This window comes from Arthrobacter ramosus (assembly GCF_039535095.1).
In the GTDB taxonomy this organism is placed as follows: Bacteria; Actinomycetota; Actinomycetes; order Actinomycetales; family Micrococcaceae; genus Arthrobacter; species Arthrobacter ramosus.
This window is the reverse complement of sequence record NZ_BAAAWN010000001.1, coordinates 2075159-2100181: the sequence shown is the minus strand read 5'-3', so window position 1 is coordinate 2100181 and position 25023 is coordinate 2075159. Positions and strand designations below refer to the sequence as shown.

Sequence of the window (25023 nt, the reverse complement as noted above, 5' to 3'; positions counted from 1 at the left end):
TGGACGGGGCCTTCTCTGTGCTATCTGCGGGAGCTAGTGGCTAAGGCTCTTGTGCTCTTCGCCGGATTCGATGGCCTCATGGTGGCCGTGTCCGTGAGCGGCTTCAAGCTCGGCCGGCGTTGCCGGAGCAACACGGTCTTCGAAGAACCACTTGGACAATGCCGCGCGGCGCTTCTCCTTCGGCGTGACCACACCGTGCTCGTTCGGCTCGGCCGGCAGCGGGGAAGGCGACTCGAAGCCCACAAGCTTGTAGTGCTTGTAGTCGTCCAGCGGTGCGTGTACCTCGATGAATTCACCATGCGGCAGGCGCACGATGCGACCCGTTTCGCGGCCGTGCAGGGCGATCTCGCGGTCCTTGCGCTGCAGCGCAAGGGCCACGCGCTTCGTCACCATGAATGCAATGATCGGGCCGATGAAGAACAGCGTACGCAGCCAGTACGTGACGTCGTTCAGGGCAACGTGGAAGTGCGTTGCGATGAGGTCCGAGCCGGCAGCGGCCCACATGACGCAGTACCAGGTAAAGCCTGCGACGCCAATGGCCGTACGGGTAGGAGCGTTACGCGGACGGTCCAGGACGTGGTGCTCACGGTTGTCCTTGGTGATCCAGCGTTCGATCCACGGGTACATGAACAGAACCGTGAAAATGATGCCTGCGGGAACCAATGCGGGCAGCAGCACATTCAGCGTCAGCACATGGCCGAAGATGATGTATTCGAAGTGGAAATCGTTGACAACGCCAGGCATGAGTCGCAGGGCACCATCGACGAAGCCGATGTACCAGTCAGGCTGGGTACCGGCCGACACAGGGGAGGGGTCGTACGGCCCGTAGTTCCAGATCGGGTTGATCGTGAACATCGCAGCCATGAGCGCGACGACACCGAACACGATGAAGAAGAAGCCGCCGGCCTTTGCAGCGTAAACCGGTCCCAGAGGGTAACCGACGACGTTGCCGTCGTTGCGACCCGGGCCAGGGTACTGCGTGTGCTTGTGCACAACCACCATGAAGAGGTGGATGACGATCATCAGCAGAATCATGGCCGGGACGAGCAGGATGTGCAGCACGTACAGCCGGCCGATGATGGCTGTTCCCGGGAACTCGCCTCCGAAGAGGAAGAACGAGATGTACGTTCCGATCACCGGGATGGACTTGATGACACCGTCGATGATTCGCAGGCCGTTACCGGAGAGCAGGTCATCGGGAAGCGAATATCCCGTGAAGCCTTCAGCCATGGCCAGGATGAGCAGGACGCCGCCCACCACCCAGTTCATTTCACGCGGCTTGCGGAAAGCGCCCGTGAAGAAAACGCGCAGCATGTGCACACCAAGCGATGCCACGAACAGCAAAGCCGCCCAGTGGTGGACCTGGCGGAAGAACAAGCCACCGCGGATGTCGAAGGAAATGTTCAGCGACGAGTTGTACGCGACGGACATTTCGACATTGGTCAGCGGGGTGTATGAACCCGTGTAGTGGGTCTCAGCCATCGACGGGTCAAAGAAGAACGTCAGGAAGGTCCCCGACATCAGGAGAATGACGAAGGAATACAGCGCCACCTCACCGAACATGAAGGACCAGTGGTCCGGGAAGACCTTCCGGCCGAATTCACGCAGGATTCCGGATCCGCCGACGCGCTCGTCAACGAAGTCCGTGATGCGGCCAACCTTGGTTTTGGGTACGAAGGGGACTTCAGCTGTTGATGAGGCGCTCATGCTCGTCACGCTCCCAGTAACTCGGTCCTACAGGTTCTTTGAAATCGCTCGTGGCTACGAGGTAGCCCTCAGCATCTACCGCGATGGGCAGCTGGGGGAGCGGACGGCTGGCGGGGCCGAAGATAACCTTGCATTCCTTGGTGAGGTCGAAGGTTGACTGGTGGCACGGGCACAGCAGGTGGTGCGTTTGCTGCTCATAAAGAGCAACGGGGCAACCGACGTGGGTGCAGATCTTGGAGTAGGCAACAATTCCGTTGTAGCTCCAGGTTTCGCGGCCCTTGGAAATCGTCAAGTCATCCGGGTTGAGGCGCATGAGCAAGACGACGGCCTTGGCCTTCGCGTTGAGCTTGCCCTCCTGGAGTTCGTTGAGGCCTTCCGGGATCACGTGGAATGCAGAACCGATGGTCACGTCCGATGCCTTGATCGGAGTTCCGTCGGGGTCGCGGGTGAGGCGCTTGAGCTTGCCGTCCTGGGGAGCCCACATGGTGTGTGCGAGCGTGTTGTCCGGGCGGGGACCAAGGTCACCGAATACCGCCAAAGCCGGGAGGGGCGCCAGTGCCACCGCACCCAGAAGGGTGTTGCGGATCAGCGGTCGACGCTTGATGCCGGTTTCCTCGACGATGTCCTCGACAATTCGCACGGCTGCCTGCCGGTCTTCCTCGGTGCGGATGGCGTGGCGCTCTTCCGATACCTCGTGGTCCGGCATGAGGGCCTTGGCCCAGTGCACGATGCCGGTGCCGATGCCGAGCATCGCAAATGCGGTGCCAAGGCCAAGCAACAGGTTTTGGTTGCGGATCGTTGCGATCGATCCATCCGTGTGCAGATCGATGGCAAAGTACGACACCAGGAAGATCACCGTGCCGATGACGGAGATGCCAAACAGAATGGCTACCTGCCGTTCGGCTCGCTTAGCGGCTCTCGGATCCGTGTCAGCCAGGCGCAAACGGTGCGGAGGAAGCCCAGGATCCTGGAACTTCTCCACAACATTCTGACCAGCCGTAGCTACGGTGCCCGAGTGGTTCGGACTGCCGTCACTATGGTTGCCCATAATTCGCCTCATCCTTCTCTCGTTGTCCCGGCCGGAACCGGGTTAATGTTCAATTCAAAACTGCTGTGGGGACAGCAGAAGCTTTAGTGCGTCTGTCCTAGGACGTGCGGGACGTCAGCCAGATGGTGAAGGCGATGATGACGCCAAGGCCTGCGACCCAGACGAAGAGACCTTCGGAAACCGGACCCAGCGAACCGAGGTCGTTCCCACCAGGCGAGCCGTTGGCTTCGATCGTCTTCAGGAAGGTGATGATGTCGCGCTTGCCCTGAGGAGAGATGTTGGCGTCGTTGAAGACGGGCATGTTCTGCGGACCAGTGGCCATGGCTTCGTAGATGTGCTGTCCCGAGACCCCGGCCAGTGCAGGAGCGAACTTTCCACGGGTCAAGGCACCACCGGCGGCTGCGGCGTTGTGGCACATCGCACAGTTCACGCGGAAGAGTTCGCCACCCTTGGCGGCATCTCCCTTTTCATCGAGCAGCGATGCATCGGGAATGGCCGGGCCGGCGCCGAGCGAAGCGACGTAAGCCGCCAGCTGCTGCGTCTGCTGGTCGTTGAACTGCCTTGGCTTTTCCTGGGCCTGGGGTCCGTTCATCTGCATGGGCATACGGCCGGTGCCAACCTGGAAGTCAACTGCAGCAGCGCCCACGCCGACCAGCGACGGAGCGTCCTTGGTTCCGCTCGCGCCCATGCCGTGGCAAGTGGCACAGTTTGCGGCAAAGAGCTTGCCACCTTCCTGGGCGTCGCTGGCGCTGAAGGTAGTGGTGTCTGCCTTCGCCTGGTTGACCGTTGTGGCAACGGCGTAAAGCCCACCAGTGACGAGGAGTCCCAACAACAGCAGCGCAATGGCTGCCAGTGGATGACGTCGCTTCTGCGAGAGTGCCTTCACGTGGTGGTTCCTTTATTCGATCCTGCGTCGGCTCCGTGAGCCGCTTCTTTAAAATTCATCCTCTTGTGGAACAAGAGTCGGTGCCGGGCTATTTGAGGACGTAGATGACCAGGAAGAGGCCGATCCACACAACATCCACGAAGTGCCAATAGTACGAGGTGACGATTGCCGAGGTCGCTTCAAAGTGTCCGAACTTCTTGGCGGCGTATGCACGGCCAATGATGAACAGGAAGGCGATGAGGCCGCCGATGACGTGGAGACCGTGGAAGCCGGTTGTTATGTAAAACGAGGAACCGTAGGCGTTGGCCGAGAGCGTCACGTGCTCGGACACAAGCATTGCGTATTCGGTGGTCTGGCCGGCAACGAAGAAGGCGCCCATGATGAACGTCAGGATGAACCATTCGTTCATACCCCAGCGGGTGAACTGCAGCACACCACCTCGACGGCGCGGCTCAAGTCGCTCGGCAGCGAAGACGCCCATCTGGCAAGTAAAGGAACTTGACACAAGGACGATCGTGTTTATAAGCGCAAACGGGAAGTTGAGCTTGCCGGTTTCTTCCGCCCACAACGCGCCTGACGTGGAGCGCAGGGTGAAGTACATGGCGAAGAGACCGGCGAAGAACATCAACTCACTGGAAAGCCACACAACGGTTCCAACGGAAACCAAATTGGGGCGATTCAGCGTCGGGTGCGCCGGGGTACTGGGGGCATGGGTCGCAGATGTCACAAAGACATTATGTCTGTAAAAGTCCGGACTTCCCAATGCGAACCGCCATTTGGGGAGACTTTTTCTACAAACACGCGAATTCGCGCGGAAAAGTTCCCGGCGTCCTTAGCATTGGTCACGGAGCCGGGTGGATCGATAGCATCAAGTGGTGACTTCACAGGCATCTGCAGAGCAGGCAAGCAACTCGTGGCCCGGACTCATCTCGGCATTGATCAACGGGCATGACCTCTCGATCGGGAACACAGCATGGGCCATGAACACGATCATGTCCGGGGAAGCCGCCCCTTCCCAGATCGCCGGTTTCCTGGTTGCCTTGCGCGCCAAAGGCGAAACAGTGGATGAAGTCACCGGATTGGTCGAGGCGATGCTCTCCAACGCCAAACCCGTGAGCATTCCGGGCGAAAAGCTTGACATCGTGGGAACCGGCGGCGATCGACTCAATACGGTCAACATCTCGACGATGGCTGCCCTTGTGGCAGCCGGCGCGGGAGCGCGCGTCGTAAAGCACGGGAACCGGGCGGCGTCGTCGTCGTCGGGCTCCGCCGATGTCCTGGAAGCCTTGGGCGTGAGGCTCGACTTGCCGATCGAGCGCGTAGCCCGCAACGCCGAAGAGGCGGGGATCACATTCTGTTTCGCCCAGGTATTCCACCCGTCATTCCGGCATACCGGTGTTGTGCGGGCGGAACTTGGCATCCCCACGGCCTTCAACTTCCTGGGACCGATGACCAACCCGGCCCACGTCCAGGCTTCAGCCGTGGGTGTTGCCAACGCCACCATGGCTCCGTTGATCGCCGGGGTCCTGGCGCGCCGGGGGAGCCGCGGATTGGTGTTCCGTGGGGAAGACGGCCTCGATGAACTCACCACCACAGGTCCATCCACGGTGTGGGAAATCAGGAACGGGCAGGTCACCGAGCAGCGGTTCTCGCCGGCCGCTCTTGGGATCGCTGCGGCGACCGTCGCCGATCTTCGAGGCGGCAACGCCGAGGCGAATGCCGCCGTCGTGCGCGAAGTACTTGACGGGAAGCCGGGCCCGGTCCGGGACGCAGTAGTCCTCAACGCCGCCGCAGGCCTGGTGGCCTTCGACACTGCCGCCGACGGACCCTTCCTGGAACGAATGAAGTCGGCCTGGCTGCGGGCTGCGGAATCCATTGATTCCGGAGCGGCCACCCGGGTCCTCGACACGTGGGTCGGACTCAGCCAAAGCTAGGCAAGGCGCCAGGATTCCGGCGGTTACTGCTCGAAACCCAGCGAAAACGCGGCGTCCAGATCATGCTGTGAGTAGGCGCGGAAGGCGATGTGCGTGGTGGTGTGAACCACTGCGGGGACCTTGGAGAGTTTGTCGGCGATGACGTCCGCCAATTCCTCATGCTTCGCCACGCGCGCCACGGCAATAAGGTCCCATTCCCCTGTGACGGAGTAGACCTCGCTGATCCCTTGGATGGCGGAGATCTCCTCGGCCGTCTCCGGGATGCGTGAAGCGTCGGTCTTGATCAGGACAAAAGCGGTGATCACTGGGGGCAGCCTTTCCGAAGTGCAGCAGTGGACGTAGCAAGCCTAGTCCATCGGCGGGTTCTTAGGACTGGCGGCTCCGTCGACGGACCCGCACCACGAGGGCGATCACGGCGCGGTAGCCAAGCAGCAGGATCGCCAAGCTGATCAAGGCGACAATGATGAACGCGAGCACCACGGTCTGTCCGGTGGCCGCACGCAAAAGCATGCCCCCGGCCACGGTTCCAATCCATACGGCGACGCCGGCCGGCCAGATCCGGAAGGGTGCCCGCCAGGCCCTCACAGCGAGCCAACCGATCGCGGCACCGGCAAGAAACGGCCAAGCCGTGGCAAAGACCCCGGTCAGCACATCTGCGCGCTGGTGCGCGTCGCGGCCGATGGCCGCGAAAACAAGAATGAAAACGGCGTCGGCCAGTCCGGCGATGAGGGCAGTGCGGACCAGGGCGGGTTTTGCAGCAGGCATGGACACGACACTATCCCGCACTGATGCCGAACTCGAACCGAAGGTGCCGCAGGACTCTTGAACCCGCACTGAGTACCGCGGAGGATGTGGCTACGACACTTGAAGCGCCTATCCCCGGAGGTACAACATGAGGCTGGTCCAAGTTGCCCAGCGGGCCGTGGACCTCGACCGGGCATCGGCGTTTTACTCCCGGCTGCTGGGCAGTGAACCGAGCGGAAGATTCGATCCGCCCGGCCTGCTCTTCTTCGATCTCGACGGCGTCCGGCTCCTCCTGGATCGAGGCGCCCCGTCGTCGCTGATCTACCTTGACGTAGCCGATCTCCGGCTCTCTGTTGAAGAACTCCGCGCCTCAGGGACCAAGATCATCCAGGAGCCGCAATTAGTGTATAGCCACGTCGACGGAAGCCTCGGGCCGGCAGGAACCGATGAATGGATGGCCTTCATCAAGGACAGTGAGGGCAACACAGTGGGCCTCGTCGGCCGCGAGGCAAGCGGCGCATGAAACCGGCACAGCCGCCGTCGGGCAAGAAAAACTTTGGCTGTAGATGGTCCCGGCCGGCGCTGTTAGCATGACGAAAAGGTAGCTGATCGTGCTGCCCCCAAACACTGAGGAGCCATGTAATGACCACGAACCTCAACCCCTACATCAGCTTTCGGGACAACGCCAAGGAGGCCATGTCCTTCTACCAGTCGGTCTTCGGCGGCGAGCTGACCCAAAGCACCTTCGCGGAGTTCCACGCGAGCGAAGACCCCGTCGAAAGCGACAAGATCATGCACTCGGCACTCAAAACAGACAACGGATTGCTGCTCATGGCCGCAGACACCCCCAATAGCATGGAGTACAGCCCGGGAAACAACATCTCGGTGTCGCTCAGTGGCGACGACGAAGCGGAACTTCGCGGCTATTGGGACGGCCTGGCCGACGGCGGGACGGTGACCGTGCCGATGGAGAAGGCACCTTGGGGGGACATCTTCGGGATGCTGACCGATAAATTCGGCATTGCATGGCTGGTCAACGTTTCGGGAGAGCAACCTCAGTAGCACAAAAACAGAAAGCGCCCTCCGTCCCGCAATGCGGGGCGGAGGGCGCTTTGTCTTCCGGCTATCCGACCGGGTTGGTTGTCTGGCAGGTCTGGTCCTGGGCGGTCTGGGCAACCACATCGTTAGGCTTGGGCGCCGGAAGTGTCGGCTTGTCCCCGGTAGCGAAGTCTTGCCCGGCGTAGAGCTGGACTCCCTGGACACTGGCGACCTGCTGCACGCTCGTCGCCGGCAACCCGAACATTGCGGCGACATCCGCGGCAACGTCGGCAAAGCCTGCACCGTAATAGACCATGGTCTGTGGCCTGCTATCGGCCTGGATCTTGGCCAGCTTCGTGAAGCCCCCGGCGGAGAGAACGGATCCGATCTCCTGGCTTCTGCCGGTCACACCCGTTCCATTGGCGACGGTGATCGGTTGAAGCGCCTTGTCGTATGCGGCTTTCGGAGTTCCCGTCGATGGAGCCGGGGACGCCGCGGCGCTTGGCGCGGGCTGGCTGAGGTCGGCGCTCTTTGTCAGCGCAGCAAAGAAGTTGCTCGCTGCCGGTTGGTCGAGGTCGAGCCGGTTGGGATCGGACGCCGCCGGGACGTTGGGCACGGTGATGAAGTTGACCTTGGCCGGGTCAATGTTCTTGAGCCTGCCCGCGATGGTCAACAGGGCGGGGACCGAGGCGAGTCCGTTGTCGACGGTGAGGTTCTTCGTGACTGTATCGGCGATGCCCAGCATCTTCTGCGGGTTTCCGAGCGTTCCGTCAGCCTTGAGCTTCCGCACGAGGGAACCGAGGAACGATTGCTGCGCCTTGATCCGTCCGAGGTCTCCGCCGTCGGTAAATGCATGGCGCGTGCGCAGGAAGGCCAGGGCCTGGTCGCCTTCCACCTGCGAGGTGCCCTTGGGCAAATGCAATCCGGAGTCGGGGTCGTTGACCGCAGTGCTCACACAGACGTCGACGCCGCCGACGGCCTTGGAGAGTTCGGTCACGGCATTGAAGTCGGCCATCATGAAGTGGTCAACCTCCAAACCCGTGAGCTTGTTGACGGTGTCAACAGCACAACCGATGCCGGCCTCGGCCATCGCACTGTTGATCATCGCATTTTGCCGCTCGGGGTATTGCTTGCCGGTTTTGCTGTCAGTACAAGCCGGAACGTCGACCAACAAGTCCCGGGGGAAACTGATGACGTTGACATGGTTGTTGTCCGCGGAGATATCCAGCAACATCATGACGTCAGACTGGCCGTAGCCGGAGGATTGGTCGGTGGTACCGAACTGCCCGTTCTTCCCGCTCCTCGTATCAGTACCCAGAACGAGGATTTGAAGCCGGTCCTTGCTGTCGTCCACCGGACCTTCCGTTCTGACGCCTCCGGCGCCGAGTGCGGACGACGAGATGTTGGACTGAAGGCGCCATACCCAATACCCTCCAAACGCGATGACTGCGATCAGCAAGACAGCCACCGCGGCGCTGGTGATTTTGAACCAGCGGGGCGAACGGCGAAAGCTGAACCGCCGGCTGCGGGCAGCCAGCTTCCCCTGGCCCGGGTAGGCTACAGGGGGTGACTGACCCGGCTCCGGGCTGGGTGCATCGTGGCGAGTGACCAAAAGGGAACTACCTCTCGAGGGGAAATACGGACGGCCCCATTGTAGCCGGGGGGTCTGGGAAGCTGCCGTGAGGCCCGCGGCACCCGGTGCAGATGCCACGCAATGATTGAATGGGAACATGACTCTGAGTTCACTTGCGGCGTTCGTCGGGTTGTGCGTAATTTTGGCCCTCACTCCAGGCCCTGACTCGTTCCTCGTCCTGAGGTACAGCTTGTCAAACGTCAAGACTGGCCTCTCAGCAGGTCTCGGTTCCTCACTAGGCAGTATCTTTTGGGCAGGGCTTGTCGGCATTGGATTGGCAGCCCTGCTGGAGCAGTCGGCCGAGGCCTACCGGGTAGTGAAGATCATCGGTGGCCTTTATCTGATTTACCTGGGGATCAGCGCCTTTATCCACAGCCGGCGCGGGCAGCAAACCCGTCAGGAAGAGGATGCCCCGGGGACGGGCCCCAAACTGCGCTCGAGTTTCTTCGCGGGACTTGTTTCGTGCATGCTCAACCCCAAAGTGGGTCTGTTTTTCCTCGCCGTAGTGCCCCAGTTCCTTCCTCCCGGGGAAGCATCCCTTGGGCTGACGATGATGCTCGGAGTCATCGACTTCGCAATTTCGATGCTCTATCTCGGAATCCTGTCTTTGGTGGCAACCAAGGCCGTTCTCTGGCTGAAGAGGCCATCTGTGACGAAAGCACTCGAACGGACCTCTGCCGCGATCCTTACCGCGCTTGGCCTGGGGACCGCGGTTTCAGCAAACAGCTGAGGGGGAATCACCTATTCGTTGTGAATAGTATTTGATCCCGCCGAAGGGCTTGGCAGCGTCCCGTACCTAGTGTTCCCGGTATGAGGCCTCTTTCAGCACGCAAGCCGTTGGCTGTGCAATTGTCCATCTTCCTGCTCGCGGGTGCCGTTGGAGCTGTAGGGCTCAGCGATCCTCCTGCAAATGCTGCGTCAACAGAGCTTTCCGTCGCTCCGGATCCAACTCCCACCAAACGAGACTTCGCCAACGTCAATGGAGACACGTGGATCGTACCGGCCGGTGTGCGCTCCATCGATATCCGGGCCTGGGGCTCCGCCGGCGGCGGTGGCGGACCAATCAATATTCCTGGTACCGCTTTTGTTGTGAGCAATGATGGTCCTGGCGGAGCAGGGGCCGACATTCGCGCCACGCTGCAAGTGACGCCCGGCGAGACACTGAAGATTTACGCATCAACACCTGGCGGGGGAACAGGGTCGCGACACAACCCAGGCGGCGGGGGACTGGGTTTCATTCGCGGAGGTTCAGGTGGTACCGGTTCCCTCGCTGGATCTGCTGGCGGCGGTGGCGGCGGCGCGAGTGCCGTAGTCAACGGGCAAGGGACACCCCTTGTTGTCGCCGCGGGTGGCGGCGGGGGCGCAGGACACGGAGCTGCTTTCGTGTACTGCAATGGCGGTGCCGGCGGTGCCGCCAACCAGAATGGCCAGTCAGCTGACGGGTGGTGTGCGGGCGGGGCACCTGGCGCTCACTCTGGGGCTATCGGGCCTAGCGGCACAGCGGGAACCGGCGGTGGCGGAGCTGGAAATTCATCCAGCGGCGGTGGTGGAGGCGGTGGCGGCGGCGGTTGGCTCAGTGGTTCAGGTGCTCTTGGCAGCCGCGTAGGTGGCGCCGGAGGCGGTGGCGGCGGTGGCGGCAGCAGCTACGTTGTCCCAACCGCGAGCAACGTGATCAGGGGCTACAACGCGGGTAGCGGCCGGGTCAGCATCTGGTACACCCCCGACTACGCAACAACCACCGGCGTCGTCGCGACGACGAATCCTTCCATCTTCGGCACTCCCGGCGGCTACGTCGCAACAGTCGTCAACTCCGACCTTGGCGGGGTGGTTCCAAGCGGCGAGGTTGCGGTCACGGACAATAACGGCACGGAGCTTGCAACAGTTCCTGTCGACGCCGCTGGAACTGCCACCATCAGAGCAATCGACCTACCCCCGGGTTCCCACGATCTCACCTTCAATTACCGCCCACGCAACACTGATTCCTACAAATTCCAGTCCTCCACGGCATCCCTGACCCAACTCGTACAGCCTCTCGCAACGCGGATCGTCAATACGACGGTTTCCGCCGATCTGCTGAGCAAGCCCGCTACGATAACGGGTACGGTGTCGGCTGACATGGCCGCGGCGATCGCGAAGGTCGCGACTGCTTCGAGCGCTTCTTCGCCTGCTGTGCCCACGGGGCAAGTGACTTTGAGTTTCAACGGCAACGTTCTCGGAACGGCGCCCTTGGATCCGCGAGGTGGCTTCACCACCGCGATCCCCTGGGCTGAGGGTAATCGCGCAGTACAACTCAGCTACGACGGCGACACCAACTTTAAGTCCGCTGAACCGGTCACGGTTCAAGTGAACGCCGCGCGGGCCCAGGCGACCGTCCTTCTTGTTCCATCGTCAACTTCCGTCCTGGAAGGCCGAACCGTGGACGTACGGGTAAACGTCACGGCGAGCAGTCCGCTTCCGGTGCAGCCTGCCGGAACCGTCATTTTGACAGTTGACAACCAGGTCCGGCTGCCTGCGGTGACCCTGGTCTCCGGCTCGGCCGCTGTCACCCTTCCGGCGCTGTCCGCGGGGAACCACGAAATAAAAGTGGACTACTCAGGCGACACCTATTTCCTGCCCGCTTCGGGAGCGCCGGCTTCAGTTGCCGTGACGGCTCCGGTCGTGCCCACGGTTCCGGAAGCAGTACCCGGCGCGCCGGGCACGGCGTCGTCTACGGTGGTCTTGCCCGTTGGGTCGACGGCGTCGTTTGGCAACCTGGCGTACACCGGGTCCAACGGTCCGGGCTTTGCCGGATTGGGACCCGGGGCCGTTGCCGCGCTCGTCCTGGGTTTGTTCCTCCGGCTCTGGAGCCGACCCCCACACCTTCGCGGCCCCCGCGGCCCACAGGGAAGAGTTTGATTTGCCCATAATAATATGGCGGCATGACGTCACGCACGGTCGCACATCCCGGACTATCAAACGATGACACTCCCGCCGCTGTACTGAAACGCACGCGCCAGGACAGTGGCGGGATTGTTGTGCTCACCGGGATTCAGGGGTGGGAAAGACGACGTGGTGCTTGCAGCTCATGGATGCCCTGAGGCGGGCGAACGTGGTGGCGTGCAGTGCGGACACTTTTGAAAGTACCCTTCCGCTCTCCTTTGTTGACAAGCTTCTTGTGGCTCTAGGCCATCGCGAGGCCGATCCCCTCTCAGATCCTGTCATTGCCGCCCGCCAACTGTTGTCTGCGCTAGCTTCCCGGCCCAAGAACATTAGTTGCATTGTCATGGACAATGCCCAATGGATAGATGAACGCTCCGCCAAGGCCCTGCGGTTCGTGCTTCAGAGACTCGCCGACGACAGGATCACAGTTGTCTTGGCAGGTGTTTCAGGGCCCGGTACCGCCGCCATCGATCGGATGGTGTGTGATGACTTGTCCTGGGGCTTTGTCAAACGGGTCACCCTTGAACCGCTGAGTCCTGAACAGGTCCAGGATTACGTGGCGCGAGTCTGGGATCGAACGATGTCGGCGCGCACTGCGGAACGGCTTCGAGGGAGCACCGGAGGTACTCCCTTGTTGATCAACGCCGCAATGGAGCATGCAGCCGGGCCGGAATATTCCGCCCAGAACCCCTGGCCCGACGCGGTCCCGTATATCGCCCCCGGAAACAATCCCTTTGCCGCCATGCTCGACGCATTGGAGCTTGGACCTGCCCGATCCGTCGTCGAGTTTGTGTGTGTCAGCCGCGACCCGATTGAACAAGAGCGCGTGCTGCGAATTGGCGACGCTTTGAATGAACCAACGGATGTCGCGGCGGCATTGGCGAGCGGGCTGGTCCGGGGCACACGGATCGGGCAGACCGTTCAATTGCGCCCGTTTCATGATTTGCTCGCTGTCGGGGTGCGGGACAACCTCAAGAGCCACCGCTTGTCTTGCATCCATCGCGCAATTGCAGGCGAAATCGACGATCCGAGACTTGCTCTGCAGCATCGATTGCTCGTGCAGGAACCCGGGACGGCCGAACTTTTTGCCGAGGTGACCTCCGGCGTCGATCAAGCTTTGGCCGATGGCCAGCCGGAACTCGCGTTGCAATACCTACGCTCGGCGATGCACAGGTTCAGCGGAAGCCGCCGGGACGACTGCATCATCGAAGCCTGCCTCGTTGCGTCCGTCCACCATTGCATTGCCGAAGTGATGGACCTTCTGCCTCAGGTGCAATCCATGCGTCCCGGCGCAGTGCGGGACTTCGCGCTGTTGCAGTTGCTTCAAATGAGGCCGGATCTGGACCGTGTCGGCCAGTTTGCCGAAGAGCTGATCACCAAAGAACTGAACCACCCTGACGAAGCCCTGCTGCGGGCCCACATTTCGTTGGCGATAGTCGTCTCACGGATGGTCTCCGACGATAAGTCCTCCACCGCCGTCGCTGTTGCCCAAGCGCACCGGTACCTGGAGCATCTGAGCCAGACCAAGGGGGCAGTCCACGACCCCCGGCTTCGGCACCTGCCGTCAGGAACGGAACTGGGCCTGCAATTCGATGGATTCAACCTCATCGGCGCAAGCGGCACCCAGGATCCGGACCTGATCTCGAAGGCTTTCGCGTCGCTCAGTGCACTGATCGCTGGTGCGAATGACAGTCCTGCCCTGGCCGACGCGCTGACCTGCAGAGCCGGCTTCCTCAGCGTGACTGGTGGCATCGAGCAGGCCACGGTCGATCTGGAGAGGGCCATGGAAGTCTCCGCTTCAACCGGTGCGGGGCTGGCAATCGGGCACACCAGGGTCGTGCTTGCATACTGCTATTTCCTGCTGGGGAGGGTGCAGGAAATGCTGACGGTGATCCGCACGGCGCAATTGCTTTCTCTGGATGTCAGCGATGTCTCCTCCCGCCCCCTCGTTTTCTCGATGTCCGCGGTCCTCGAGGCAGTACAAGGCCGTTCGGAAACATACGAAGCTGCGTTGCGCCGAGCGGAAGAAGTCCGAATCAGCGAATATGACACTTTTGGAGTCGAGCTCAGTAGCCTCGCAAGGCTGGAACGGGCCCGTTCCCTAGGTGAATGGCAACAGCAGCTGGACGCATCCGAGGCGATCACCTTAGCCACGCCATCGACACACAGCTACAGGATTGACGCCCTGGCCGGACTAGGTCGTGCGGAGGAAGCGGACACGTTGTTGCAGGCCTGCAAGGATATGAACGGTCGCGGATGGTGGCCGGTGTATGGCTCGCTGGACTGGTTGGAAGGCAGGGTCAGCGAAGCGTATGGACTATCCAGCCAGGCGGCCAAGTACTACCGGCTCGCGGCGAAGGAATCACGCTTCCCGTTGTCGCAGGGTATTGCCCACCTCGATCTTGGCCGGCTGCTCATCTCGCTTGGAAACACGAAAGCCGGCGCCACCGCGCTGAGGGGCGCCGTACGGATCTTCCTTGCCCTCGGTGCCGCCCCGTACCTCAGCCGCGCGATGAAGTTGCTCGACGGGCTGAGCGACAGGCCCGCCAATCCGTACCTCCACGCATTCGAGTCCCTTACTGGACGGGAACGGGAAATCGCCTTCTATGCCGAACGCGGCATGACCAATAAGCAAATCGCCGCCCAGCTATTTGTTTCGCCGGCAACTGTGAACTTCCATATTCGGAATGTTCTGGCCAAGCTTGGCCTCCGCTCCCGCCGGGAACTAGGTCAGCTATTCACTGCCGGTTTTGAAGGCTCCGCCCCGAGCCAAGCCCGCACGCGCCCGCGTCATCCCTTCTGATCGTCGGGCTCAATGCCCCGCGGCGACGGCCGGAACGCTGCGGTCAAACGCCGTCAGGACCACCATCGATGCACCGATGGCGACCAGAATCCAGGCCAAAGTGTGGAAACCTGCGTCGGTGGCAGACGGCCCAAAGGCGATGCCGATGAGGCTGGAGGACCCGATCGCGCCCAAATACATTGACGTCCGCAGCAACCCCGAGGCAACCGCAATCTCCGCGGCAGTCGTTTGCAGGTACAGCGCCGCCTGATTGGCGAAACTGCTGAAACCGTTGGTCAGGCCCAGCAGCAGGGTCATTCCGATGAGCAGCACGACGCCGGAGCCGTGGTTCACCAGCAGCATCACGCCTGCGGAGAGCGTCAAAGCGATGCCCGAAAGGATCAACGGCCAACGGACCCAGGCCCGACCGGAGACGACCCGTGCCACGACGATGCTCAGCAGGCTCAGCGGAATCAGAATCAGCCCTACCATCGCCGGTTTCAGTCCCATGCTTTGTTCCATCCACTGGCTGGCCCCGTACATCGAGGCATATGTTGCCAGTGCGGCAAGGATCGAACGCAGGTAGGTACGCTGCAGCGGTCCGTTCCGGCCCAGCATCCGGACGTCGATCAGCGGACTGCGCGCATGCCGTTCCCGCAACAGCAGCACCCCCGCCAGCACCACGGCGAGGACGGCAAGCCACCAGGCCGGCGTCGTGAGCGCCGAAAGGAACACCAGCAGCGAGATGATCGCACCAGCAAAGAGGGCGATCCCCGGTAGGTCCAGCATTGTGAGCAGGCTGCCCAGGCCCTGTTTGCGAACCGGCGCGTCTTTCGCCACTCCGAGCAAAGTGAAGGTGAACGCCAGCAGGGCCAGCGGAATGTTGACCGCGAACAGGGCCCGCCAGCCGAACGCGCCGGCCAGCACTCCACCAAGGGGCAGGCCGACGACGGCGGTCACCTGGGCTGCGATCGAAAAGTTGCCCAGGACGCGGCCCGGCACGCCGATGCCGGACTCATCGGCTCGCCTGCGGACCAGCGCCATCGCCGTGGGGTAGCACGCTGAGGTCCCGACGCCGATGAGTGCCCGCGAAACGAGCAGCACGCCCAGGTTTAGAGCCAGCACTCCGACGACTCCAGCCAGCAGAAGAATAGCCACACCGGAGAGGAATACGCGTCTGGGTCCGAAGAGAACAGAGAGTTTCCCCATGGTCGGTTGGGCCACTGCGCTGCATAGGTACAGGACGGATATGAGCCCGGCGGTGGCGCCCGGACTCGAGCGAAAGTCAGCCCCGATGCCCACCAGCGCAGTGGCGATCATCGAGCTGTTGATCGGGTTCAGGGTGGAGCCAAGCAGCAGGGGTGCTGTAAACCTCCAGCCCAGCGGGTTCGACGGCCGATTCCCTTCGCCTGAAGCCGGGGCGCCGGCCGTATTCCGTGGGGGAGCCAGTGGTGAATTGCCCGAGTCCGCCGACAGGCTCGATGGCCGGGCAGCGTCGGGCGCGGTCACGACCGGGTGGCTTTGAGCACGTCCAGGATCTCTTGCGTCGTTCCGGTCTCGCCCAGTCTGGGAAAAATCGTCGTGACGGAGTTTTCGTGGGCGTTCATGGTCAGATCGGTCATCGCGTCGAGGGCCAAAGTGACATTAAGGCCGGCTTCGTGGGCGCTCCGCGCAGTGGATTCCACGCCAATGCTGGTGGCTACACCGGTCAGCACCACCTGGGTCACCCCAAGGTCTTCCAAGAGTGCGCCAAGACCGGTGTTGGTGAAGGCGCCCCACGTCTTCTTCGTGACAAGGTGATCGCTTGGTTGCTGGTTCAGTTCAGGGAGCAGTTCGGCGAAATCGGCGGGGAACTCCCTTCCCCCTGTGCTGCCTTGATCTGTCCGGCCGGGCGCGCCGCCGGTGACGTTGACGAGCACCACAGGCAGTCCCTGGCTGCGGAAGGCATCCGCGAGTGCAGCGGAATTCCGGACGACCGGCTCGAGGGGATGAGCTTTCGGGGAGGCAACTATTCCCCGCTGAAGGTCAACAATGATCAGGGCGGTCTGTGGGTCCAAGGTGGTGATGGTCATATGTATCACGGCTCCAAAAGGCGTTTGAGTAGGTGAATGGCGCCGGGCAACCGTTCCCGCTCGTCCGGCGTGAGTTTGGACTGGATGGTGCGGTAAAGCCAATCCGCCTTCGCCGCTCGGCTGGCGCTGATGCTCTCCCGGGCTTCGATTGTGAGGGACAGGATCCTCTGACGGCCATCGGCCGGATCAGGGCCGCTCTCAACGAGTCCGGCGCCGGAAAGGGCGGAAATGATGGCACCCATGGACTGGGGACGCATTCCCTCGGCGCGGGCGAGCGCAGACAGCGTGGCACGGCCGTCACGCTCCAAGTGGATCAGCACGGCCTTTTGCGCATTCGTCAGGTTGTCCACTTGGGACTGCTCACGCAGCCGCCGGGTCAACTGGCCAATGAGGACACGAAGCTCGGCGGCAGCTTCGAGCATGCCCGCCGCGTCTGCATCCGGGTGGGGGTTCATAGCAATGACGCTAGCAGATAGTAAGGCAAACTGAAAAGGTTGCCTTACTATCTATGTTTTTCGTGGCGCGACTGGCTACGAGGGTTCAGCAATCTCCACGGCTTCGCCGCTCACGACAATTCCGCCCTGCGGAGGAATGTCCACAGTGAGTACACTCGCGCGGCCGACGTGGCTGCCTTGGTGCACAATCACCCGGCTCGGCGTCTCCACGAGCGAAAGCAAACGGAGGTATGCGCCGAAAGCCGCGGCTGCTGAACCCGTCGCCGGATCTTCAGTGATGGTTCCTACCGGGAATAGGTTGCGCGAGTCGAACTCGCCTGTACCGATCTCACAGAGCGTCGTGACGGTGCCGGCCCAGCCCTGGGCATCCATCAGCGCGCGCATGGCATCCGGGTCGAAAGCGAAGGAGTCAAAGGTGTCCCGTTCGGCGAAGACAAGAATGGGGTGCCAGTTTCCGGCAAAAGCAACCATCGCAGGGTAGCCCGGGTGCAGTTCGCCTTGGCCCACGCCGAGCAACCCGAGCAGGGAATCCAGAACACCATCGGGGAACCCGGCAACCCGGGGTTCCACGCTCGTGAAGCTTGCCGTGACCGCAGCGCCGTGGGCCGCAGTCTCAATCACCACGGGCCCTACCTTCGTATCGAACACAAAGGTTCCCGCGCCATCACGACCTGACAGAGCGACAGCCAAAGCGATAGTGGCATGGCCGCAAAACGGTACCTCGGCGATGGGGGAGAAGTACCGCACACGGTTTCGGCGGGCGTCCCCGTCAACGGTCTTCTCCGTGACAAAGACCGTTTCCGCATAACCGATGTCGGCCGCAATGGCCTGCATCCCGGCGTCGTCGAGGCCGGTTGCGTCCAGGACTACTCCTGCCGGATTTCCTCCGTCGGGCGTGGCGGTAAAGGCGGCAAAACGCAGTACATCCGGGGTCTTTTCCATCCGGATATCGTCGCACGGAAGGCGCCGTCATGATCGAACCGCTCTTGCCACTAACTCAGCGTTCGACGGCGGTACCCCGCCTTGGGCGTAAAGGCTTGGGAGAATGATGGCAAGCAGCGTGGATCCAGAAGGGGTCCGCGGCCGTATCGACGGGGTGAAACGACATGAGGTTGACGACCACGACCAACGTCTCAGTGGACGGCGTGATGCAGGGGTTGGGCGGAGCAGACGAGGATCGCCGAGGCGGCTTCGAGCGCGGGGGATGGGCGATACCACTTCTGGACACCGAAACCGGGGACTATCTCAGCCAGGTCTACGGCGGTGCGGCGGCGTTCCTCTTCGGCCGGCGGACATACGAGATTTTCGCCCCCTATTGGGGAGCGATGATCGATCCGAGCACGAACCCGATCGCGGCCGCGCTGAACAGCCGGCCCAAGTACGTGGCATCTGCCAGCCTCCCCGATCCGCAATGGGCGGGCACGACCGTCCTGTCGGGCGACCTCGCCACGGCCATCGGCGAGCTGAAGGCACATTACGAGGGCGACCTGCTGGTGCCGGGCAGCGGTGCCCTGGTCCGATGGCTTCTCGCCAACGACCTGATCGACCAGCTCGAGCTGGTCACCTATCCCGTGATCGTCGGCCAGGGCACACGGTTGTTCCCCGAATCCGGTCCGGACCTCGCACTCGAGCTGGTCAACTCGCGAACGACGTCCCGCGGCATCACCATCCAGACTTATCGGCCTGCCGGGCGTCCGGAGTACGCAACGTCCACGGTCGACCCTGAGGATGTGTTCTAAGGCCGAAATCGCGGTTTTACTGGCACCCCTGCGTGTCAAGTTCGGGCGTATGGCCCGGGGGAGAGGGGGTGGTCGACAATGATTGGGCTGGCGTGTGATTCGGCTTTGGATGCGGCGGATATCATGATCGGCGTGGAGTGCTTTGCTGCGGGTCACACGCGTTTCTGAAGGACTGGCGCGAAGATTACACGTCGATGATCCCCGAATTGCATAAACCTGCTGACCACCGATTTGTGGATGTTGCTGAGGATGAAGGTTCCGTTGCGGGCTATGTTGGCTGGAGCGTCGAACCACTGCGGGAGCGCGGGACGATCAACATCCTCGCGGTGACTCCCGCCTTTCGCGGCGGCCATATCGGCCGCGAACTTGCGAGCACGCAATTCGTGGAATGAAGGCTCTCGGGGCGAAGATCGTCGAAATCGGAACCGGCGGAGATCCGTTACATGCACCTGCCGGCGCGCTTTACGAGAGCCTTGGCTGCACGCTGATTCCGTGGCGGTCTACTTCAGGGAACTCTAGGCCAGTGGTAGAAGGACTTCGACGCGCGGAGTGAAATGCGTTCGTCCGATGAGTCATACAGAATACTACTTTACATAATGTAGATTATCGGCGTTAAAAGCATGGGAGTTGCATTGGGCCAACACCCCAAACTGTCCGTTCTCATTCCATGTCCTGTCTCATCTAACGTTGCCCAGTCTCACTACAGATGGACCATTAGATGAATCTGTCTCACCACAGTTAGTCCATCTATGCGGCGTGTCTCACTACAGTTGACCCATTAGTGGTTTCTATCTCATTACAGTTGGCCCATGGCGGCTTCTTCGTCAGCGGTCGGGCAGGATTTGGGCTACGTTTCCAGCGTGTGCCATGTCTCGGCGCGCGAGTACGAATCCGGCTCCTTGACGACTCAACCGCTTGGCGCGGCGTGGTGGTTGCCGTTCGAGGATTATTCGCCTGCCCGAGTGTTCCCGTCCTTCAAAGGACAGCGCAATTTCACCGGCCTGCTCTGGTGCGCCACCAATGCCCGCCTGGTTGGCTACGAGTCCTGGTTGGAACGGGACCATCTACTTGCCCTTGACTTCGATCCCGCCGTCGTGGGCATCGCCTCACAACCATTCCGCCTCGATTTTGAGCTCGGCGGCGGGCACCGCTGGCATATACCGGATTACTTCGCACGGCTGAGTGACGGCACTGGCCTCGTCGTTGATGTCCGCCCGGATGAGCGCATTCGTGAGCGTGATCAGGAGGTGTTCACGGCCACGGAGTCCGCTTGCGCCTCAGTCGGCTGGGGCTACAGAAGAGTCGGCGGACTCCCCCGGGCATTCGTTGCCAACCTTCGTTGGTTGTCAGGCTACAGACATCCGCGTTGCCTGGACCCTGCCCATGCCCAGGCGATGCAGGAATGCCTGCACGACGGTCCGACGACAATCGACTACTTGAGCGCTGCCTTTGGTCACCCTGTGACCGTGCTGCCGACGCTGTTTCATCTGCTCTGGAACGGCACGTTCACCACCGAGCTGAGGTCCCGGACTCTTGGCCACGACTCTGAAGTGACTTTGAAAGCAAAGCTGTGACAACACACAAGACGGGCATACTCCGCCTCGGAGATCGGGTCGAATTCGACGGCAAAGATTACGTGTTCGTCGCCCTGAACGGAGAGGTCGCAGAACTCAGGGCCGGCCAGGAGACACCACTGAACGTCCTGATGACGACGCTCCTTACCGACAAGTCATTCAGGCTGATCGGCATTGACGGGATTCGCCGCAGAGGTCTCGGTGAATCCAAGATCTTCGAGGCTCTGCCCGCCCCGGCCAAAGATCGGGCGCACTGGTTGGAGAACCACATCACGGAGGTCCTCGACGGCGTTCCAGCCGGAGCCGAACCAGGGACCCGGCCCCGCCGGGACTACGACGTGACCTCACGATCTCTGCGGCAACGGCTGATGACCAAGGAAGCCGAACTCCAGAAGACGGGCAATCCTCTTAGCCTCAGCACGCTCAAGCGGCTGACCCGCGCCTACGAAACCCGGGGCATCGTCGGCCTGGTTGATCAGCGCCTCGTCCGCCGCACACCGACTGCCGGACAAGTGGACCAACGCTTCATCGATGCACTCACCATCGTGCTGCAACACAACACGGACCAGTCCTCCGGGTCCATGGACCGCATCCGGCGGGATGTCGAAAAGCATGTTCAGGCCGAGCACGGAAGCGACGTGGAAATCCCGTCCCGGGCAACATTCCACCGCCTGGTCAAGAAGCTGGCGCAGGGCCGCCATGCCACCGGCTCGGCACGCACCCGACGAACACTCTCCCAGCAACCCGACGGACCGTTCGGAGCCGTCCACCCCGTCCGTCCCGGTGAACTGATGCAGATCGACTCCACTCCCCTGGACATCGCCGTCGAATTCGAGGACGGAATCACCGGACGCGTCGAGCTCACCGCACTCGTCGACGTGGCCACCCGCAGCATACCCGCCGCCGTGCTGAGACCATCCACGAAAGCCGTCGACGCTGCCTTGCTGCTGGCCCGATGCGTCACCCCGGAAACGATGCGGCCCGGTTGGTCCGAAGCGGTGTCCATGGCCGCCTCTGCACTCCCCTACCAGGCCATGCGCTCCATCGATGCCCGGCTGCAAAACGCGGCAGCGAAGCCGATCATCATGCCCGAAACCATCGTCTGCGACCACGGCAAGGCCTACATATCCCACACCTTCAAGAACGCCTGCAGAAGCCTGGGAATCAGCTTCCAACCAGCCCACCCTGACACCCCCACGGACAAACCGATCGTCGAGCGGACCCTACAATCCGTGGGGACGCTGTTTGCCCAGTACGTCACCGGCTACCTCGGTTCCTCCGTTGAACGCCGCGGCAAGAACGCCGACCTCCAGGCCGTTTTCTCCCTGCTCGAGCTGCAGGACCTCCTGGACGAATGGATCATCACCGCATGGCAAAACCGGCCCCACGAAGGGCTGCGCGACCCGCTGACCCCGGGCAGAATCCTCAGCCCGAATGATAAATACGCTGCCCTGCTCAATGTCGCCGGCTACGTGCCGGTCCCGCTGGACGCGGAGAACTACATCCAGTTGCTCCCAGCCGTGACACGGGTCATCAACAGCTACGGTGTCAAAATCCGCCACCGGATCTACGACAGCGCAGAGCTCAATCCCTACCGGGGTCAGGAGTCCGGTATGAAGGCCCTCAGACAGCTCTGGGAAATCCGCTACGACCCCTACGACGTCACCCGCGTTTGGGTCCGCAACCACCATGGCAGTGGCTGGATCACCGCGTTCTGGCGACAACTCCACACTAGTCCGCAGCCATTCGGTGACACGATCTGGGAACTTGGACGGCAAATGGTTGCCGGGCGCGGGACGGATAGTCCGTCCGAGGCAACGATCAAAGCCGCCGTCGACAATCTTCTTGACCGCGCATCTCCCGCAGCCCCGAAGTCCCACAAAACAGCCAAGAAAGTGCACCGCGTCATCGCCCGGAGCAGGGCAGGCGAAGCGCCGTCTCGACCCCTGCCCTCCCCAGAGGCCACACAATCCCGCACCGGCACGGGTCCCGGTCTTGAAACAGAGCCCTCCAAGGCGCGGGACGAACAGTCGGACCAGCCCGAAAAGCTGGCCAAGATCATTCCGCTGAGAATCTATAACCCTCAGGAAAGGGCCGACGAATGGTGGTAGAAGCAGCAGAACTCCCAAGCACCAGTCGGGCGCCGACCACCACACTGCAGGGATGGCGGAGCTTCGTTACCTCCGTCGCGCCCACGATCGACCCGCTCGATCCCGCAACTCTGGCGGCCATGAGCTCCTCCCAGCGTGAACGCTACGACGAGCAGCGCATCAGCTACCACTCCGAACTGGTCATCGTGGAAACCTCAACCGTGCGCTCCATCACCAACCAGGGCCGCCTGTTGATGATGCTCAACCAACGCGAGATCAGCGCCCGCCGCGGACTGGTCGTCTCCGGCCCCTGGGCCTCCGGCAAAACCACGGCCATCAAACTCCTCGGCAAAACCCACGAACTGCTCATCCGGCGCAAATACCCCAGACAGGACCGCATCCCCGTCGTCTACATCACCACCCCGCCGAAAGGCTCCCCGCGGAAACTGGCGAGCGAATTCGCCAACTTCCTCGGACTGCCTCAACGCCCACGCCAGAACGTCACCGACATCGCCGACGCCGTCTGCCAAGTCCTCACAGACGCCAAGACAGATCTCGTGATCGTGGACGAGATCCACAACCTGAACCTGGCCACCAGCGCCGGCGAAGACATGTCCGACCACCTCAAATACTTCACCGAGCACATGCCTGCCACCTTCGTCTACGCCGGCATCAACGTCGAAAACTCCGGACTGTTCACCGGTCTCCGCGGACGGCAGATTTCCGCCCGCTCAGTTCTCAAGACCACCGGCCCGTTCCCGTTCACCGATGAATGGCAGGCTCTGGTCGCCACCCTCGAAAACGGCCTGCGCCTGCACCACCACGAACCCGGCACCCTCACCGCCCAAGCCCAGCATCTGCACTACCGCACCGGCGGCAGCATCAGCAGCCTCTCCCACCTGATCCGCCAAGCCGCCATCATGGCCATCCTCACCGGCACCGAGAAGATCAACCGCGAACTACTCAACGAGACCAGCATCGACCACGCAGCCGAATCCCTCGCACCCCGACCCGCCACGACCACCCCGTCCGCACGATGACACCCCGGCCACTACCCAGACCCGTCCATCCCTACCGAGACGAGACCACGCCCTCCTTCATTCGGCGGCTCGAAACCGCCAACGCCCTCCGGCCCGGTCAGCTCAGAACCCTCTTGAAGCGCAACCGCCGCCCATGGATCGAAAGCCTTGCCGCATGGACGAACTGCGACCCGGCCGTACTAGAGCTGGCGATGCCCCAGCTTGGCCAGCACGACCCCGCCCCGTCACTGCGGCAAAAACTGGCCGGACGTCCCATCCGCGCGACCCACATCGTCGCCTGCCACCACTGCACCCTTGCCCGCGGCGCCGGCCGTTTCGTTCAGATCTACAGCACCCACGAACAGGTCATCTGCCTGCGCCATCGCCTCTGGCTTGGAGACGGTGTCACAGGGGTCACGGACCAGTTGTCCATCCGCGACAGCCCCGAGATCACCACAGCCTGGCACCACCACAGGAACCTCATCACACGGCACGGACGCTCCGGAGTCCGCAAAGCCTTCCACATTGCCGCTGTCATCAACTGGCGCTGGTATGACCAGTTCCACCACTTCACTGCCGCCACGGACATATACGACACCCTCGCCGCCAATCAGCCGAGGCATGCCAACAGCCACGCCGTCGTGGCAGCCTCGCTCTACCCGTCCATCGTCGATCTCACCGCGGTTATGGCTTCGCCCCGCTGGGCCGAAATCGCCCACTCGCGCCATCCCGACCAATTCCTGGACCGCATCAGCGTTGAAGTCACTGACGGCTGGCAACCACGTGGAGCCTCAGACCCCCTGCGGGACTGGATGCGCTCCGACTGGCTACCCGGATTCCGCGGATCAGACGCCATCAATGCATCCAAGCCGCGATGATCGACCCTGGCCATGGATAGCCATCACACGGTACCCGGTCCTTGGTCGCAACAACCCGGCGGCCCGCACCCCGGGTCACCATCCCGCGAGCAGAAACCGGCTAAGCGTGGAGGCCGCCAATCGAATGCCTTGATGATCGACGCGGCGCCCTAGAACCCCTGCAGACCTGGGTGCAGGAGCCTCACCGAACGACAGTTTGACCGACGGCCCTCAGCAAATCGGCAATCCACACAAGGCCATATGACACGGCCTCTTCAGGGTTGGCGGTCACACCCTGTAAATTCGCGATGCACTCAGTCAACTGACCGATGCTGAACGATGACGGCTCCGTATAGACGTCATAAAGCCGCTCCTCAGGGATTGACCAGAAGTATTCCTTCTCAAGCCGCACCTCGGGGCCGTGAACCTCCTCAAGGTGTCGGAGTAGAACATCCAACGCCTCGCGAAGGAAATCGATCGAAACTCGCGTTTGCTCGTCCATTGTTCAAACTTTAGCTAGAAGGTG

Annotated in this window: 24 protein-coding genes; 12 read left to right on the top strand and 12 right to left on the bottom strand. The window is 62.0% G+C overall.

What is annotated here, in order from left to right:
• Positions 1-33 precede the first annotated feature (33 nt).
• From qcrB to ctaE, 4 genes are all read right to left on the bottom strand, one after another.
• A complete protein-coding gene (gene qcrB / locus ABD742_RS09720) occupies positions 34-1707 on the bottom strand; it encodes a cytochrome bc1 complex cytochrome b subunit (protein WP_234749250.1) in 1674 nt (557 codons plus the stop codon).
• Entirely contained in the window at positions 1685-2755 is a 1071-nt protein-coding gene (gene qcrA, locus ABD742_RS09715; protein WP_234749251.1) for a cytochrome bc1 complex Rieske iron-sulfur subunit, read from the bottom strand. The genes qcrB and qcrA overlap by 23 nt, the downstream gene beginning before the upstream one ends.
• Before the next feature lie 97 nt (positions 2756-2852).
• Positions 2853-3641, bottom strand: coding sequence for a cytochrome bc1 complex diheme cytochrome c subunit (qcrC, locus tag ABD742_RS09710; protein ID WP_234749252.1), 789 nt, complete (start codon positions 3639-3641; stop codon positions 2853-2855).
• Between the two features lie 88 nt (positions 3642-3729).
• Entirely contained in the window at positions 3730-4404 is a 675-nt protein-coding gene (ctaE, locus tag ABD742_RS09705) for an aa3-type cytochrome oxidase subunit III (RefSeq protein WP_268818884.1), read from the bottom strand.
• A gap of 112 nt (positions 4405-4516) precedes the next feature.
• Here ctaE and trpD point away from each other — a divergent pair, with 112 nt between their 5' ends.
• Positions 4517-5575, top strand: coding sequence for an anthranilate phosphoribosyltransferase (gene trpD, locus ABD742_RS09700; RefSeq protein ID WP_234749254.1), 1059 nt, complete (start codon positions 4517-4519; stop codon positions 5573-5575).
• Between the two features lie 23 nt (positions 5576-5598).
• On the opposite strand, the gene ABD742_RS09695 is transcribed toward trpD, so the two are convergent.
• Together ABD742_RS09695 and ABD742_RS09690 are read right to left on the bottom strand one after the other, a co-directional pair.
• Entirely contained in the window at positions 5599-5880 is a 282-nt protein-coding gene (locus ABD742_RS09695; RefSeq protein ID WP_078108932.1) for an Lrp/AsnC family transcriptional regulator, read from the bottom strand.
• A 61-nt stretch (positions 5881-5941) separates the two neighbouring features.
• The gene (locus ABD742_RS09690) at positions 5942-6340 is read right to left on the bottom strand and encodes a DUF3054 domain-containing protein (protein ID WP_234749255.1); all 399 of its coding nucleotides are present in this window, start codon (positions 6338-6340) and stop codon (positions 5942-5944) included.
• 127 nt (positions 6341-6467) lie between these two features.
• Here ABD742_RS09690 and ABD742_RS09685 point away from each other — a divergent pair, with 127 nt between their 5' ends.
• Together ABD742_RS09685 and ABD742_RS09680 are read left to right on the top strand one after the other, a co-directional pair.
• A complete protein-coding gene (locus ABD742_RS09685) occupies positions 6468-6842 on the top strand; it encodes a VOC family protein (protein ID WP_234749256.1) in 375 nt (124 codons plus the stop codon).
• A 119-nt stretch (positions 6843-6961) separates the two neighbouring features.
• A complete protein-coding gene (locus ABD742_RS09680) occupies positions 6962-7381 on the top strand; it encodes a VOC family protein (RefSeq protein WP_234749257.1) in 420 nt (139 codons plus the stop codon).
• A gap of 61 nt (positions 7382-7442) precedes the next feature.
• Here ABD742_RS09680 and ABD742_RS09675 read toward each other — a convergent pair whose 3' ends face one another.
• Positions 7443-8969, bottom strand: coding sequence for an LCP family protein (locus ABD742_RS09675; RefSeq protein WP_372460906.1), 1527 nt, complete (start codon positions 8967-8969; stop codon positions 7443-7445).
• Positions 8970-9087: 118 nt separating this feature from the next.
• On the opposite strand from ABD742_RS09675, the gene ABD742_RS09670 reads away from it, so the two are divergent.
• From ABD742_RS09670 to ABD742_RS09660, 3 genes are all read left to right on the top strand, one after another.
• Positions 9088-9720 (top strand): LysE family translocator, encoded by a 633-nt coding sequence (locus ABD742_RS09670; RefSeq protein WP_234749258.1) that lies wholly within the window; start codon positions 9088-9090, stop codon positions 9718-9720.
• An 80-nt stretch (positions 9721-9800) separates the two neighbouring features.
• Positions 9801-11885 carry an Ig-like domain-containing protein gene (locus ABD742_RS09665; protein WP_268818885.1) on the top strand — a complete coding sequence of 695 codons (2085 nt, stop codon included), beginning with the start codon at positions 9801-9803 and terminating at the stop codon, positions 11883-11885.
• Between the two features lie 139 nt (positions 11886-12024).
• A complete protein-coding gene (locus tag ABD742_RS09660; RefSeq protein WP_308193817.1) occupies positions 12025-14712 on the top strand; it encodes a LuxR C-terminal-related transcriptional regulator in 2688 nt (895 codons plus the stop codon).
• A gap of 9 nt (positions 14713-14721) precedes the next feature.
• Here the strand turns inward: ABD742_RS09660 and ABD742_RS09655 are convergent, their stop codons facing one another.
• From ABD742_RS09655 to ABD742_RS09640, 4 genes are all read right to left on the bottom strand, one after another.
• A complete protein-coding gene (locus ABD742_RS09655) occupies positions 14722-16200 on the bottom strand; it encodes an MFS transporter (protein ID WP_234749259.1) in 1479 nt (492 codons plus the stop codon).
• Positions 16197-16763: a cysteine hydrolase family protein gene (locus tag ABD742_RS09650; RefSeq protein WP_234749260.1), complete on the bottom strand. Its 567-nt coding sequence runs from the start codon at positions 16761-16763 to the stop codon at positions 16197-16199. Before ABD742_RS09650 ends, ABD742_RS09655 begins: the two co-directional genes overlap by 4 nt.
• Positions 16764-16768: 5 nt before the next feature.
• Complete coding sequence (locus ABD742_RS09645; RefSeq protein ID WP_234749261.1) at positions 16769-17218, bottom strand: MarR family winged helix-turn-helix transcriptional regulator; 450 nt, start codon at positions 17216-17218, stop codon at positions 16769-16771.
• Between the two features lie 75 nt (positions 17219-17293).
• Positions 17294-18160: a PhzF family phenazine biosynthesis protein gene (locus ABD742_RS09640; protein WP_234749262.1), complete on the bottom strand. Its 867-nt coding sequence runs from the start codon at positions 18158-18160 to the stop codon at positions 17294-17296.
• A 164-nt stretch (positions 18161-18324) separates the two neighbouring features.
• Between ABD742_RS09640 and ABD742_RS09635 the strand changes: the two genes are divergently transcribed.
• From ABD742_RS09635 to ABD742_RS09610, 6 genes are all read left to right on the top strand, one after another.
• Entirely contained in the window at positions 18325-18957 is a 633-nt protein-coding gene (locus tag ABD742_RS09635) for a dihydrofolate reductase family protein (protein WP_234749263.1), read from the top strand.
• Between the two features lie 194 nt (positions 18958-19151).
• Positions 19152-19349, top strand: coding sequence for a GNAT family N-acetyltransferase (locus ABD742_RS09630; protein WP_234749264.1), 198 nt, complete (start codon positions 19152-19154; stop codon positions 19347-19349).
• Between the two features lie 417 nt (positions 19350-19766).
• The gene (locus ABD742_RS09625) at positions 19767-20531 is read left to right on the top strand and encodes a TnsA-like heteromeric transposase endonuclease subunit (protein ID WP_234749265.1); all 765 of its coding nucleotides are present in this window, start codon (positions 19767-19769) and stop codon (positions 20529-20531) included.
• On the top strand, positions 20528-22642 hold the full coding sequence (locus ABD742_RS09620; protein WP_234749266.1) for a Mu transposase C-terminal domain-containing protein: 2115 nt from the start codon (positions 20528-20530) through the stop codon (positions 22640-22642). Before ABD742_RS09625 ends, ABD742_RS09620 begins: the two co-directional genes overlap by 4 nt.
• Positions 22633-23661 (top strand): TniB family NTP-binding protein, encoded by a 1029-nt coding sequence (locus tag ABD742_RS09615; protein ID WP_234749267.1) that lies wholly within the window; start codon positions 22633-22635, stop codon positions 23659-23661. The genes ABD742_RS09620 and ABD742_RS09615 overlap by 10 nt, the downstream gene beginning before the upstream one ends.
• A gap of 191 nt (positions 23662-23852) precedes the next feature.
• The gene (locus ABD742_RS09610; protein ID WP_344787766.1) at positions 23853-24518 is read left to right on the top strand and encodes a hypothetical protein; all 666 of its coding nucleotides are present in this window, start codon (positions 23853-23855) and stop codon (positions 24516-24518) included.
• A gap of 181 nt (positions 24519-24699) precedes the next feature.
• Here ABD742_RS09610 and ABD742_RS09605 read toward each other — a convergent pair whose 3' ends face one another.
• Positions 24700-24999 carry a hypothetical protein gene (locus ABD742_RS09605; RefSeq protein WP_234749269.1) on the bottom strand — a complete coding sequence of 100 codons (300 nt, stop codon included), beginning with the start codon at positions 24997-24999 and terminating at the stop codon, positions 24700-24702.
• Between the last annotated feature and the right edge of the window lie 24 nt (positions 25000-25023).